The sequence below is a fragment of the Streptomyces sp. NPDC025651 genome (genome assembly GCF_055558735.1).
In genome coordinates this window covers 323,349-338,061 of the sequence record NZ_JBVHLZ010000005.1, presented here as the reverse complement: position 1 = coordinate 338,061, position 14,713 = coordinate 323,349, and the positions used below count along the sequence as shown (strand labels likewise).

Here is a 14,713-nt window from a genome sequence, read left to right as displayed (position 1 = left end):
GGTTCACTCTCCCTGGAGGATCTGTTCGAGAACCGCGCCGATGCGGGCCGCCGGTTCCGGGTCGAGCACCTCGACGTGCGCACAGGGCAGTTCGTGCGCGTCGACGGCTTCGGCGGCGCGCCGCCAGGCCTCCGCCTTGGTCTCGGTGGGGATGGCTTCCGGGTCGCGGGTGGCGGCGAAGAGGGTCACGGTGCCGTCGTAGCGGCGGGAGGGGATCCACTTCCGGCCGAGGACCACGTGGTGGGCGACGGCCCGGGTCAGGGCGGCGATGCGGTGTTCGCCGACGCCGTCCAGGACGCCGCCCTCCTCGCGGAGGATCTGCCGGGCCACGTCGCCGGCGACGGCGGGGTCCAGCGGGGTGCGGGCGGTCTCGGGCGGCTTGGGCATGGCGTCCACCACGGCGAGCAGCGCGACCTCCTCGCCCGCCGCGCGCAGCAGGACCGCCATCTCGTGGGCGACGAGGCCTCCGAAGGACCTGCCGAGCAGGAGGTAGGGGCCGTGCGGCCGGACGGCACGGACGCGCTCGACGTACTCCGCCGCCATCTCCCGCAATCCGGCGTGGAGTCGGGGGTCCTCCTCGGTCAGGGCCGGTGTCTGCAGGGCGTGGACCGGGCGTCCCGGGGCGAGGTGGGGCAGCAGCGCGGCGAAGGCCCAGCCGACGCCGAGCCCCGGGTGCACGCAGAACAGCGGCGTGGCGTCGCCCTCCGCGCGCAGGGTGATCAGCGGGGCGAGGCCGTCGGCGGTGTCCGGCAGCGGCGCGTCGATGCGGGCGATGAGGGCGGCGGGCGTGGGCGCGGCGAAGACCGATGCCACGGGGACCTTCTCGCCCCAGGCCTTCTCGATCGCCCCGACGAGGCGCAGCGCGGTCAGCGAGTGCCCGCCGGCGGCGAAGAAGTCGGTGTCGGGCCCGACGTCCGCGAGGCCGAGCACCTCGCCGAACAGCGCGCACAGCTCCTTCTCGCGCACGGTGCGCGGCGCCCGGGAGGACACCGCGCCGGCGGAGGGTTCGGGCAGGGCGGCCGTGTCGACCTTGCCGTGCGGGGTGAGCGGCACGGCGTCGATACGGGCCCAGGCGGTGGGGAGGAGGTGCGCGGGCAGGATGCGGGCGGCGGCCTCGCGGACGGGGGCCAGGGGGTCGGGCTCCCGCGGAGCCGCGTCACGCTCCGGCGGCGCGGAGTGGCCCTCCCCCGCCACCACCCACGCCACCAGCCGCCTGCCCCCGTCCGGGGCGGGCCGCGCGGCGACCACCGCTCGGGCCACCCCGGGGCAGGTCGCGAGGGCCGCCTCGACCTCGGACGGTTCGACGCGGAAGCCGCGGATCTTCAGCTGGGCGTCGGCGCGGCCCGCGAACTCCAGGGCGCCGTCGGCGGTCCGGCGGGCCAGGTCGCCCGTGCGGTACATGCGGGAGCCCGGCGCGCCGTACGGGTCGGCGACGAAGCGTTCCGCGGTGGCGCCGGGGCGGCCCAGGTAGCCGTGGGCGAGCCCCGCCCCCGCGACGTACACCTCGCCCACGCCGCCGTCGGGGACGGGCCGCAGCCGGGCGTCGAGGACCTGGACGCGGGTGCCGTCGAGGGGCGTGCCGATCGGCACCGGCGCACCGGTCGGCACCGGCCCCGCGGCGAGGGGCTCCGTGACGCGGTGGGCCGTGGCGAACACCGTCGTCTCGGTCGGCCCGTAGCCGTTCACGACGGTCGTGCCCGCGCAGTGCTCGCGCACGCGGCGCACCGCCTCGGGGTCCACGACGTCGCCGCCGGTCCACACCTCGTCGGGACCGCGCAGCGCGCCGGGCGCCAACTCCGCGACCGTACGGAACAGTTCGGCGGTGAGCCACAGCGCGGTGACGCGCCGCTCCGGCAGGACCCGCGCCAGCAGGGCGGGCGTGACGCGCTCGTCGGGGCAGACCACGACCGTGCCGCCGGTCAGGAGCGGTGCCCACACCTCGTAGGTGGCGGCGTCGAAGGTGTGCGGGCTGTGCAGCAGCACGCGGCGGTGCGCCGCGCCCTCGAAGCGGTGGTCGGCGGCGAGTTCGACGACGGCCCGCTGCGGGACGACGACGCCCTTCGGCTCGCCGCTCGATCCGGAGGTGTAAAGCACGCAGGCGGCGGACTCGGGGTGCGAGGGGTCACCGAAGGGCGCCTCCGGCGACACGCCTCGTACGTCCAAAGAGCGTGTACCGGACGGCAGTTGCACGAGGGGTTCGCCGTCCGTCAGGACCAGATCCGCCGACGCCCCGCCGATCAGTCGGGCCAGTCGCTCCGGCGGCTGGGACGCGTCCAGCGGCAGCCAGCACGCCCCGGCCTTGACCACCGCGAGCTGGGCGACGACCAGGGAGGCCGAGCGGCGCAGCAGCAGGCCCACCGTGGCGCCGGGGACCGCTCCCGCCCCGGCGAGGCGGCGGGCCAGGCGGTCGGACTCCGCGTCGAGGCGCGCGTACGTGAGGGTCTGGCCGTCGGCCTCGACGGCGGGGGCGTCCGGTGTGCGGGCCGCCTGCGCGGCGAACCGGCCGGTCATGGTGGCCGGTTCGGCCGCGCGGCCCGGCGACGCGCCGGCGGACCGCGCGAGCAGGGCGCGGTGCTCCGCTTCGGGAAGCACGTCGATCTCACCGACCGGCGTCTCGAGGTCGCCCGTCAGCCGCTCGAGGGCCCGCACCATGCGGGCGGCGACCGCGTCGGCACGGATGCCGTGGCGGCAGCCCACGGCGAGGAGCATCCGCTCGCCCGCGACGACGGCGAGCGTCACGGGGTAGTGGGTCGCGTCCCGCACGTCGAGGACGCGCACCGTGTCCGGCCCGTCCCGGTCCTCGTCGGCGCCGCGCGGGAAGTTCTCGAACGCGAGGAGGGAGTCGAAGAGTTCACCCGTCCCGGCCCCCGCGGCCCGCTGCACCTCGGCGAGGCGCGCGTGGTGGTACGCGCCGAGGCGGGACTGCTCGTCCTGGATGCGGGCGAGCAGCTCCGCGACGCTCTCCTCGTCGCGCAGCGTGACCCGCACGGGCAGCGAGTTGATGAACATGCCGACCATCTCGCCGACCCCGGGCAGGTCGTGCGGGCGGCCCGCCACGACCCCGCCGTACACCACGTCGCGCGCGCCGGTCATCCGGGAGAGCACCAGGGCCCACGCGGCCTGGGTCAGGGTGTTGAGGGTGACACCGGCCTCCGCGGCGCGGCGCACCAGGGCGGCGGTCAGCCCGGCGGTCAGGTGCAGCCGGAGCGTGTCGGGCTCCGCCGTGCCGTCCGCGGCGCGGGCGGGCACGAGCGGCGCGGGGCGTTCGAGCCCCGCGAGGGCTTCGCGCCAGGCCTCCCGCGCGAGGCCCTGGTCCTGGCGGCTCAGCCACAGCGCGTACTGCCGGTAGGGCACGGCGGGCGGCAGGGGCGCACCGATCACGAGCGCCGCCAGGTCGCGCTCCAGGATCGGCACCGACCAGCCGTCGATCAGGATGTGGTGGCAGGACAGGACGAGTTCCTGCCCGGTGTCGTGCCGCAGGAGCGCGGCGCGGACCAGCGGCGGGCGCGCCGTGTCGAAGCGACGCCCGCGGTCCCCGGCGAGGAACTCCGCGGCTCCCGCGCGCACGTGGTCCGGAGCGCGCCCCGTCAGGTCGACCTCCGTCCACGGCACCTGGACCGCGGTCGGGATCACCTGCACGGGGCGGTCCAGCCGCTCGTACCGGAAGCAGGCGCGCAGGTTGGGGTGGCGCTCCATGAGGGCGGCGAGCGCCCCGCGCACCGTGTCCGCGGTGACCGCGGGGCCGATGGCGAGGCGGATCTGGACCAGATAGGGGTCGGGTCCCTCGGTGTCGCGCACGGCGTGGAAGAGCATGCCTTCCTGGCCGGGGGTGAGCGGCAGGACGTCCGCGATGCGCGCGCTCACCGGCCGTCCCCCGCGCCGGGGCCGGCGTCGAGGAAGTCCATGTCGCCCTCCAGCATGGCCAGTTGGTCGGGGGACAGGTCCACCAGCGGGAAGTCGGACGGGGTCGCGCCGACCGGTCCGCCCTTCGCCGTCTCGTCCGCGAGGGCGGCGAGCGCCTCGCGCCACAGCCGGGCGAGCTCGCGCACCTCGTCCTTGGCGACGACCCCTTGCGCGTACGAGAAGGTCGCCTCCAGGACCAGTCCGTCGGCGCCCTCCCTGGCGAGGGCGTCGATCTCGACGGCGTGGCCGAGCGGCACGGCGCCGGGGCCCGCGTCGAGCAGTTCGCCGCCCGCGGCGTCGTCGGAGGTGAGCCGGCCCAGGTAGTTGAACCGGACGTCCGGCACGGGCAGTTCGGCGAGTTCCCGGGCCGTGTGCGGGTTGAGGTGGCGCAGGAGGCCCCAGCCGATGCCGCCGCCCGGCACCGTGCGCAGCCGCTCCTTGACGGCCTTGAGCGCCTCGCCCGCACCGCCGTCGCCCGCACCGCCGTCCGTCGCCCCGCCGTGGTCCTGCCGCCCGATGTCGAGCAGCACGGGGTACTGCGTCGTGAACCAGCCGACGGTGCGGGACACGTCCGCGGGGCGGGACAGCGCCTCCCTGCCGTGGCCCTCCAGGTGGACGAGGAGGCCGGTGCCGGAGCCCCTCTGGCGTACGGCCGCGACGGTCAGCGCGCTGAGCAGGACCGCGTCGGGACCGCAGTTGAAGGCCGCGGGCAGCGTGCCGAGCGCGGCCTTGGTGAGGTCGGCGGGCAGGTCGACGGTGAGGGTCGCGCGGCGGGCACCCGCGCCCTTCCCCGCGGCGACACGGGCGTTGGCCGCGTCCTTGAGCTGGCTCCGCCACCAGGGCAGTTCGGACTCGACCAGCTCGGCCCTGCCGGCTTCCTCGGCGAGCAGCACGGCCCACCGGCGGAAGGAGGCTCCCGGGCGCGGCGGCGTGCCGGTGTCCCCCGCGAGGGCGGCCGCGAGCTCCGGCCCGATCACCCGCCACGAGACGCCGTCGACCGCCAGGTGGTGCAGGGTCAGGAGCAGCAGGCCCCGCCGCCCCGGACCGGCGTCGAGCCAGACGGCACGCAGCATCTCGCCGTCCTCCGGGGCAAGGCGCGTGGAGGCCGCCAACCGCCGGGCGCGCGCCAGGGCTTCGGGCTCACCGTCGACGCCGACGCGCACCACCGCGGCCCCTGCCGGAACCTCCTCGGCGACCTCGGCCGACAGCTCCTCCCGCAGCAGCCGCATCCGCAGCGCTCCGTGCCGCTCGGCGAGTCCGCGTACGGCGGCCTCGACGCGCCGCCCGTCCGTGCCGGGCGGCACGGGGAACACCATCGACTGGGTGAACGCCCAGGGGTCGCCGCCCTGGTCGAGCCACCACCGCATCACCGGGGTGAGCGGGAAGCGGCCCGCCTCGGGCACCTCCGCCCCGTCCACGTCATCGGCCGACGACCGTGCGTGCAGCGCCAGTTGGGCGGGCGTGCGGAGGGTGAACAGGTCGCGCGGGGCGAGGACGATCCCGGCCGCCGAGGCCTGGCCCGCCAGCTGGATGGCCATGATGCTGTCGCCGCCGAGCCGGAAGAAGTCGTCGTCGGCACCGGCCTCGTCGACGCCGAGGATCCGCGCGAAGAGGTCGCACAGCTCCTTCTCGCGGGCGGAGGCGGGCGCCCGCGTCGCGGTGGCGGCGCGGGGCGCGGGCAGGGCGGCGCGGTCGAGCTTTCCGCTGCGGGTCAGGGGCAGTTCGGGCAGCTCCACGACGTCCGCGGGCACCATGTGCGCGGGCAGCCGGGTGGCGGCGTACGCGAGGAGGGCGTTCGGGTCGACGGCGCGGCCGGGGGCGGGCACCGCGTAGCCGATGAGCTGCGGCCTGCCCGCGGTGTCGTCGCGGACGACAGCGGCGGCCCGGGCCACCTCGGGGTGGTCGGCCAGGACGGCCGCGACCTCGCCGGGCTCGATGCGCAGGCCGCGCAGCTTGACCTGTTCGTCGGTGCGGCCCAGGTAGTGGAGGGTGCCGTCGTCGTCGCGGTACGCCAGGTCGCCCGTGCGGTACATGCGGGAGCCCGGCGCGCCGTACGGGTCGGCGACGAAGCGTTCGGCGGTCGCGGCGGGGCGGCCCAGGTAGCCGCGAGCCAGGCCCGCCGACGACAGGTACAGCTCGCCCGCGACTCCGGTGGGCACCGGGCGCAGCCGGGCGTCCAGGACGTGGACGGCGGTGCCCGCGACCGGGGTGCCGATGGGCGGGGCCGTGCCGTCGCCGGTCAGCGGGCCGGAGAGGGTGGCGGCGACGGTGGCCTCGGTGGGGCCGTACGCGTTGTGGAAGCGGCGGCCGCCGACGGCCCAGCGCGCGACCAGGGCGGGCGGGCAGGCCTCCGCGCCGACCGCGAGGGCCCGCAGGTGCGGGTAGGGCGCTTCGGGCACCGTCGCGAGGACCGAGGGCGGCACCATCGCGCAGGTGATGCGCCGCTCGGCGATGACGGCGCCGAGCGCGTCGCCCGCGAGCGGCCCCCGCGGCGGTACGACGAGGGTGCCGCCGGGCCCGAAGGCCATGCACATCTCGGCGACGGAGATGTCGAACGCCGGTGAACCGAGCTGCAGCACACGGGAGTTCGCGTCCAGCGCGAAGCGGTCCACGAGGCTGCGGGTGAGCGCGGCGACGCCGGCGTGGGTGACCACGACGCCCTTGGGTGTGCCGGTGGAACCCGAGGTGTGGATGACGTAGGCGGGCCGTGCGGGTTCCAGGGCGGTGGCGGGCAGGGCCTCGCCGTCGTACACGTGCTCGTCCAGGAGGAGCACCGGCAGCTCCGTCTCGGGCAGCACGCCCGCTTCGGCGGTGCGCGCGTCGGTGACGAGCAGCACCGGCGCGGCGTCGTCGAGGGTGCGGCGGATGCGCTCCGCCGGGTAGTCGGGGTCGATGGGCAGATAGGCGGCGCCCGCCCGCTGCACGGCGAGCGCGGCCACCGGCAGGTCCGCGCCACGGCCGAGGGCGAGCGCGACGGTCCGCTCGGGCCCCGCGCCGTGCCGCGCGAGGAGCCCCGCCAACCGGTCGACGCGGTCGGCCAGTTGGGCGTACGTCAAGGTGGTGCCGTCCCCCTCGACGGCGAGCGCTTCGGGGGTACGGGCGGCGTGCCGGGCCACGGTGTCCGGCAGCGTCCCGGGCTCCGGCGCCGCGGGCCCCGCCGCCAGGGCGAGGACGCGGCGGCGCTCGTCGGCGGGCAGTACGTCGAGGTCCCGCAGGAGCGCGGTCGGGGCGGCGGTGACCCGCTTCAGGAGTGTGAGATAGCTGTCCGCCCAGCGGGTCACGGCCTCGGGGGTGAACAGCTCGGTGCGGATCTCGAAGCTGCCGTCCATGCCGTCGCCGCTGTCCCGCACGACGCCGACGAGGTCGTGCTCGCCGCCGGTGTGGATGCGCTCGGGCTCGGCGAACTCCCGTACGGCGGAGACGCTCGGCTGCTCCGTCAGATGCATGAACACCCACTGGAACAGCGGGGAGCGGCCCGCGCTGCGCTCCGGCGCGACGGCCGAGACGATGCGGCCCACCGGCAGGTCGGCGGCCGCCATCAGCGCGGGGAAGTCCGTGCCGAAGCGGGCCAGGACGTCCGCGAAGGAGTCCTCGTCGGCGATGCGCCAGCGGGTCGGCACGGCGTTCATCACGTACCCGATGACCTGGTCGAGGCCCTTGGTCGAGCGGTTGGCGACGGGCGTGCCGAGCACCAGGTCGTCGGCGCCGGACACACGGTGCGCGAGGATCGCGAAGGCCGTCATGAGGACGACGTACACGGAGGCGCCGCGCTCGCGGGCCAGCGTGCGGACGGCCCGCGCGGTGGGCGCGTCCACGCGGAAGCGGATCTGGACGATGCCGTCCTCGCCGGCGTCCGGGCTGCCGTGGCCGGGGACCGTCAGCGGGCCCGGCGGCTCGGCCAGGTAGCGGCGCCAGAAGTCCAGGCGCCGGCCGAAGACCCCGGAATCCGCCAACTCGGCCTGCCAGGAGGCGAAGTCGGCGTACTGGATCGCGGGCCGGGTCAGCTTCGGCTCGGTGCCCTCGCGCACGGCGCGGTACGCCTCGGCGAACTCGCTCTGCAGGACGTCGAAGGACCACCAGTCGGCGATGATGTGATGGACGCTCAGCATCAGCGTCGTACGGGTGTCGTCGACGCGTACGAAGCGGCCGCGGATCAGCCGCTCGCCGCCCTCGCCGCTCCCGCCCGCGAGGTCGAACGGGCGGCGGCGGAAGGCGCGGAAGGCCTCCTCGATGGTCGTGCCGGTACCGCGCAGGTCCTCGCGCTCCAGGACGAAGGGGCCCTCGTCGGGGAAGTCGACGCGCGGGTCGTCCGCGGTGCCGGAGATTCGGGTGCGCAGGATGTCGTGGTGGCGCTGGACGAGGGTGAGCGCGGCCTCCAGATGGGCCGGATCGACGGGCCCGTCCTGCCCGTCGAAGTGGTAGGCGCAGCAGAGGTTGAGGTCCGGGGTGCCGGGATACAGCGACTCGTACACCCACAGGTCACGCTGGGCGGGGCTGAGCGGGACCGGGCCCTCGGCGTCGCGGGGCGGCACGACCGCGGGGATCTCGTGGGCGCGGCCCGCCTCGACGAGGCGGCGCATCAGCCGGATCCGCTGCTCACCGCTGAGCGCGCTGAACCGGTCGGCCATGGAAGGGGTGTTCGTGCTCACTGCGCGGCCTCTCTCAGTTCGGCGAGGCGGTGCAGCCCCGCGAGGACCTCGTCCCGGCCGATGCCGAAGTCGATGAAGCAGGCCACCTCGTCGCAGCCCAGGTCGCGCAGGTCGGCGAGCATCTTGGCGCAGGTGCCCGGCGAGCCGAGCAGGCTGCCCCAGTTCAGGTAGCGCTGGAAGGCGAACTCGGTGAGCATGGCCGTCTGTTCGTCGCTCAGCGGCTCGCCCTCGCGGCCCTGTGCCGCACGGTTGGCCGCGGTCTGGCGCAGATACGAGGCGAGGTACGTCTTCAGGGGCGCGGCGGCCAGGCGGCGCACCTGCGCGTCGTCCTCGCCGACGTAGGTGTGCGCCATGAGTGTCACGCGGCCGTGCGCGTCGGTGCCGCCCTGCTCGGGGGCGGCGGCGCAGGCCGCGCGGTAGCGGGCGATCTTCTCGGCGAGCTCGTCCCTGCTCTGCCCGACGGTCGCGCCGAGCACTCCGGCGCGCAGGCTACCTGCCGCCTCCCAGGTCTCCGGGTTGCCGGAGGTGGTGATCCACAGCGGCAACTCGGCCTGGACGGGCCGTGGTTGGGGCACGACGGCGACGGGCTGCCCGGTGCCGTCGGGGTACTCCACCGCCTCGCCCGCCCACAGCCTGCGCAGTTCGGGGACGGTCTGCAGGGTCCGCTCCCTGCGGCCCTCGTAGTTGGCGGGGGCCAGGGTGAAGTCGGCGGAGTGCCAGCCGGTGGCGACGGAGAGGCCGACGCGGCCGTGCGAGAGGTTGTCGACGACCGCCCAGTCCTCCGCGACCTTCAGCGGGTGGTGCAGGGGCAGCACGACGCTGCCCGCGCGGATGCCGATGCGCTCGGTGGCGACGGCGAGCGCGGCGCTGAGCACGGGCGGGCTGGGGAAGACCTGGCCCACCTGCTGGAAGTGGCGCTCGGGCGTCCACACGGCGTGGAAGCCGAGGCGGTCGGCGGTGCGGGCGACGGTCAGGATGTCGTCGTACGTGTCCGAGTGCCGGGCACCTGTTCCCGGCGCGGCGGTGCTGCCGTCCGCGCCGAAGAACATCACGCTGAGGTCCACGGCCTCTCCTTCTGTGTCGTGCCGCTCGGTTCTGTGCCGCTCGGTTCTTCGCTGCTCGGCTTCTTCGTGCCGATGCGGCTCTGCTGGTCCTGCTGGCGGGGCACGCGTGGCCGCCGTCTGATGGGGGCCAGGGCGGGCCCGGCCGGGGCGGGTGTCCGCTCCATCGCGGAGGCGAGGGCGGCGACGGTGGGCGTCTCGAAGAGCTGGGCCGCCGTCACGGGCCGCGCGTCGGTGGTGAGGCGGGCGGCGACCCGCACCGCGCGCAGCGAGTTCCCGCCGAGGGCGAAGAAGTCGTCGTCACGGCCGACTTCGGGGACGGCCTCGGGCCCGCCGAGCACGTCGCGCCAGACGGCCGCGACCTCGCGCTCCAGCGGAGTGACCGGGAGCGGCCCGGCGGCCCGGGAGGCCGGGACGGCCGAGGCCGGAAGCGCGACCCTGTCACTCTCGTCCGCGCGGCGCGGCGGCGCCGTGCCGACGAGCCGCGTCAGCGGGGTGTCCGGCGCGGCGGCCGCGGCCTCCAGCGCCTGGGGCAGCGCGTCCGCGAGCCACGCCACGAAGCGCTCCTCCAGGGAGTCGGCGCGGTACTCGAAGGTGAGGGTCAGCCCCTCCGGCTCGCCGCCGGGCCCCGTCGTGTCGGTGACGTCGACGAGCAGTTCGAAGCGGGCCGCGCCGGTGCGCACGACCTCGACTCCCCCGTCGGCGCCGGGCAGTTCGACCTCGGCGCGGGCGTTGTTCTGCAGGGCGAGGACGACGTCGGTGAACGGCTGCCTGCCGCGCGCACGCGCGGGGGCCAGCTCGCCCACGACGTGCTCGAACGGCACGTCCTGGTGGGCGAAGGCGCCGAGGTCGGTGTCGCGGACCCGGGCCAGGAGCTGCCGCGCGCTCGGGTCGCCGGAGACGTCGGTGCGCAGCACGAGCATGTTCACGAAGAACCCGACGACGTCCTCGACGCCGCCGTCGGCCGCGCGCCCGGCGACCGGCGCGCCGATCGCGAGGTCCTCGCCCGCGCCCGCCCGCACGAGGGTCGCGGCGAGCGCGGCGTGCAGGGCCATGAAGAGGGTGGCGCCCTGGGCGCGGGCGGCGTCGACGACGCGGCGGTGCGACGCGGCGTCGAGACGGCGTACGAGGGTGGCGGCCGCCTGCCCCGGCACGGCGGGCCGCTCCCTGCGCCTGGGCAGCGGGGGCCCTGCGGCGTCGAGGCCCGCCAACGCCTCGCGCCAGTAGGCGACTTGGCGGGACATGAGCGACCCGGGGTCGGCGGGCGAGCCGAGCCGTGCGGCCTGGCGGCGGGCGTGTTCGGCGTACGAGATGTCCAGGGGCGGCAGCACGAGGCCGTCCGCCGCGGCGCCCGCCACGCCACCCGCCACGCCACCCCGCGCGACTCTGGCGGCGTAGGCGCGTGACAGGTCGCGGAAGAGCGGCGCGAGCGACCAGCCGTCTCCGGCGATGTGGTGGACCAGGACGAGCAGCGCGTGCTCCCCGGGGCGCTCCCGCACGCTGAACAGCGCGCCGCGCACGGGGAGTTCGTTCCTCAGGTCGAAGCCGTGCCGGGCGGCCTCGTCGATCGCGGCGGGCACCTCGCCCTCGGGGAGAGTGAGGTGGCGGAACGGGGGCCGTGCGTCGATCCCGTGCAGCACACGCCGCACCGGGGCGCCGTCGGCCTCGTCGAAGACGGTGCGGAGCACCTCGTGCCGGGCGACGACGTCCCCGAGGGCGTCGGCGAGCGCGTCCGGGTCGACCGCGCCCCGCAGCCGCACCAGCATGGGCAGGTTGTACGCGGCGCCGGAGCCGAGCCGGTCGAGGAACCACAGCCGGTGCTGGGCGTGCGAGACGGGGAGCGGCGCCGGGGCGTCGCCGTTCGGCGGGTCGGCGGCGGGCGCGGGGGACTTGGCGGCACCGTCGACGTGCGGCGCGAGCCGGGCCGGCGTGGCCGCCTCGAAGAACGTCCGCAGATCGACCTCGGCGCCGAGCCTCGCGTGCACGCGCCCGAGCACACGCGCGGCCAGCAGGGAGTGCCCGCCGAGCGCGAAGAAGTCGTCGTGGGCGCCGACACCGGGCACCCCGAGAACCTGGGCGAACAGCTCACACAGCACACGCACGGTCTCGCTCCGCGGATCGCCTTCGGCGGCACCGCCCGCGCCCCGAAGGGGCACGGGGAACGGCGCGACCGGCCACGACGGCGCGGCAGCCGACCGATGCCCTGTCGCGGCAGTGATCCCGGCCAGTACCGGAGCCGCAGGCAGCGCCCGCCTGTCCAGCTTGCCGCTCGCCGTCAGGGGCAGCGCGTCCAGCGGCACGAAGGCCGCCGGGACCAGGAAGTCGGGGAGGAGGCTTTCGGCGTGGGAGCGCAGCTCGCCCTCCGACGGCGGCTGTTCGCCGCCCGCGCCCGGTACGACGTACGCGATGAGCTGCCGCTCGCCGTCCGGGCCCTCGGGAGTGACCAGGACGGCGGCGCGGTCGACTCCGGGGTGGCGGGTCAGGACGTTCTCGACCTCGCCCGGCTCCACCCGGAAGCCGCGGATCTTCACCTGGTCGTCGGCGCGGCCCCGGTACTCGAAGGTGCCGTCGGGGCGCCGCAGCGCCAGGTCGCCGGTGCGGTACATGCGGGAGCCCGGCGCGCCGTACGGATCGGCGACGAACCGTTCCGCCGTGAGCGGCGCCGCGCAGTAGCCGCGCGCCACGCCCGCCCCCGCGGCGTACAGTTCGCCCGTCTCGCCGTCGGCGACCCGGGCGAGCTGCTCGTCGAGGACGTACAGCCGCTTGCCCGCGAGCGGACGGCCGACCGGGACGGGACGCCCCTCGCGCACGTCGTCCGGCGTGATCGGGTGGACGGTGAGGAAGACCATGCACTCGACGGGTCCGTAGCCGTTGCCGAGCCGCAGCTCGGGCCGGCGCTCCAGGGCGCGCGCCACGTGCGGGGGCGACAACGCCTCGCCGCCGACGATCAGTTCGCGCAGGCCATCGATGGCGCGCGGGTACTCGTCGACGATCACGTTGAAGAGGGAGCCGGACAGGTACAGGGACGTGACGCCGTGCGCGGCGACGAGCCGCGCGATCACCACGGGGTCGGGCCGCCGCCCGGGGTGCAGCACGCAGGTCCCGCCGTTCACCAGCGGCCCCCACAGCTCCATCGCGAACGCGTCCCAGGACACGGGCGCGCACTGCAGCCACACCGCGCCGGGCCCGAAGGAGGCGAAGTCCTGGCCGGTCAGCGTGGCGGTGACGGCGTGGTGCGGGGCGACGATGCCCTTGGGGCGCCCGGTCGATCCGGACGTGAACATCACGCACGCGACGTCACCGGGCTCCGCCCGCACCGCTCCGCGCGCGAACGGCCGTGCGTGGACGGCGTCTTCGACGTACAGCGAGGAGCCCAGCGGCTCCGGCTCGGCGCCCCTGCGGGAGAGCACCGCCGCGATCCCCGCGTCGGCCGCCATCCCGCGCAGCCGCCCGGCGGGGAAGCCGGGGTCGAGCATCGCGTACCCGGCGCCCGCCTTGAGCGTGCCGAGGAGCGCCACGGCCATCTCGACGGAGCGCTCCAGGTACACCCCGACGATGTCGCCGCGCACCACTCCGCGCGCGGCGAGCAGGCCCGCCAACCGGTCGGCGCGGGCGTCGAGTTCGGCGTAGGTCAGCCGTTCGTCCTCGTACACGAGGGCCGTCGCGTCGGGCGTCCGCGCCGCCTGCGCCTCGAACAGCTCATGCACGCACCGCGTCATCCTTCTCACCGCCCTTGCGCTCGGACTCGCCGTCGGCGTCGATGTCCGGGAGGAGTACGTCGATCTGCCTGATGGAGCGGCTCGCCAGGCCCCAGAGCGCGACCGCGAGGCCCGCGACACCGGCGAGGAAGAGCATTCCGGCCATGCCGCTGCCCGGTTCGTCGCCGAAGACCGGGCCGAGCAGCGCGAAGGCGCCGGCCCCGTCGGCGGCCTGCGGCTCGAAGACGCCGTCGGCGAGCGGACCCGACACGGCCGTGGCGAGCGGCACGGAGATCTGCGAGAGGAACATCACCGCGCCGAAGACCCGGCCCTGCCACTCCTGGGGCACCTTGGTCTGCACGATGCCCTGCATCGAGGCGTTGACGACGGTCATGAGCAGCGAGCCGACCAGCATGGCCGCGCACCAGCCGACGACGCCGCCGACCAGGGCCATGCCGATCTGGGCGGACAGGCACATGCCGACGATGCCGAGCATCATGCCCCGGCCGCGGTTCCGCGGCCCGCCCCAGGCGGCCATCAGCAGACCGCCGACGACTCCGCCGACGCCGATCGCGCTGTTCACCGCGGCGAGCGCGCCGTTGCCGGACTTGAGCAGGACCATGGGCTGGATGACGGCGAAGCCGAACACCATGACGAGGTTGACCGTGCAGAAGTTCACGGTCATGTCGCGCAGGCTCGCGTACGTGAAGAGATAGCGCAGCCCCTCGACGGCCTCCGCGACGATCTTCGTACGCGGCGCGCCGCCGCCCTCGGGGACCTTGTCGCCCTTCATCCGTACGACGCGGATGCCGATGAGCGCGAAGGCGTAGCTCAGCAGATCGATCACGAGGACGGCGCCGATGCCCGACAGGGCGACCATGATGCCGCCGAGCGCGGGGCCGCAGATCCCCGCGGCGCTGCGGGCGCCCGCCAACAGGCCGTTGGCGCGGCCCAGTTGGTCCTTGCGCACCAGGAGGGGCACGGCGGCGGTGAGCGCGGGCAGCTGGAAGGCGGCACAGATGCCGAGCAGGACGGTCGCCGGGTAGACCTGCCACGGCTCCAGGCCGCCGCCGAAGAAGTGCACGAGGGTGAGCAGGCCGACGGTGACGAATCCGCCCACGTCCGCGATCTGCAGCGCGGACCGTTTGCGGATGCGGTCGATTATCGCGCCCGCGAAGGGGCTGAACAGGGCCTGCGGAAGCAGGGCGCAGAGTGACAGAGCCGTGACGGCGGTCGCCTGCTCACCGGTGGACCAGACCTCGATGATGAAAGCGAATCTGAGAACGGCGCTTCCGACCAGTGAGACGGCCTGTCCCGACCAGACGAGCAGCAAGGGACCGGCGCCCGCAAAGCGCCCCGGCCGCCCGCTTTCACCGCTCCCGGCCCCGGCCACGCCTCGCGA

5 protein-coding genes are annotated in these 14,713 nt (G+C 75.8%); all 5 read right to left on the bottom strand.

Going from position 1 to position 14,713, the window contains the following annotated elements; translation table 11 throughout:
* Window positions 1-3: 3 nt before the first annotated feature.
* The 5 genes from ACZ4D5_RS20880 to ACZ4D5_RS20860 are packed head-to-tail and all read right to left on the bottom strand — an operon-like array spanning window position 4 to window position 14,644.
* Window positions 4-3,864 (bottom strand): non-ribosomal peptide synthetase, encoded by a 3,861-nt coding sequence (locus ACZ4D5_RS20880; protein ID WP_467773858.1) that lies wholly within the window; start codon window positions 3,862-3,864, stop codon window positions 4-6.
* On the bottom strand, window positions 3,861-8,552 hold the full coding sequence (locus ACZ4D5_RS20875; RefSeq protein WP_467773857.1) for an amino acid adenylation domain-containing protein: 4,692 nt from the start codon (window positions 8,550-8,552) through the stop codon (window positions 3,861-3,863). The genes ACZ4D5_RS20880 and ACZ4D5_RS20875 overlap by 4 nt, the downstream gene beginning before the upstream one ends.
* Entirely contained in the window at window positions 8,549-9,616 is a 1,068-nt protein-coding gene (locus tag ACZ4D5_RS20870) for a MupA/Atu3671 family FMN-dependent luciferase-like monooxygenase (protein ID WP_467773856.1), read from the bottom strand. Before ACZ4D5_RS20870 ends, ACZ4D5_RS20875 begins: the two co-directional genes overlap by 4 nt.
* Window positions 9,601-13,320 carry an amino acid adenylation domain-containing protein gene (locus tag ACZ4D5_RS20865; protein ID WP_467773855.1) on the bottom strand — a complete coding sequence of 1,240 codons (3,720 nt, stop codon included), beginning with the start codon at window positions 13,318-13,320 and terminating at the stop codon, window positions 9,601-9,603. Before ACZ4D5_RS20865 ends, ACZ4D5_RS20870 begins: the two co-directional genes overlap by 16 nt.
* Window positions 13,313-14,644 (bottom strand): MFS transporter, encoded by a 1,332-nt coding sequence (locus tag ACZ4D5_RS20860; RefSeq protein WP_467773854.1) that lies wholly within the window; start codon window positions 14,642-14,644, stop codon window positions 13,313-13,315. Before ACZ4D5_RS20860 ends, ACZ4D5_RS20865 begins: the two co-directional genes overlap by 8 nt.
* Window positions 14,645-14,713 lie beyond the last annotated feature (69 nt).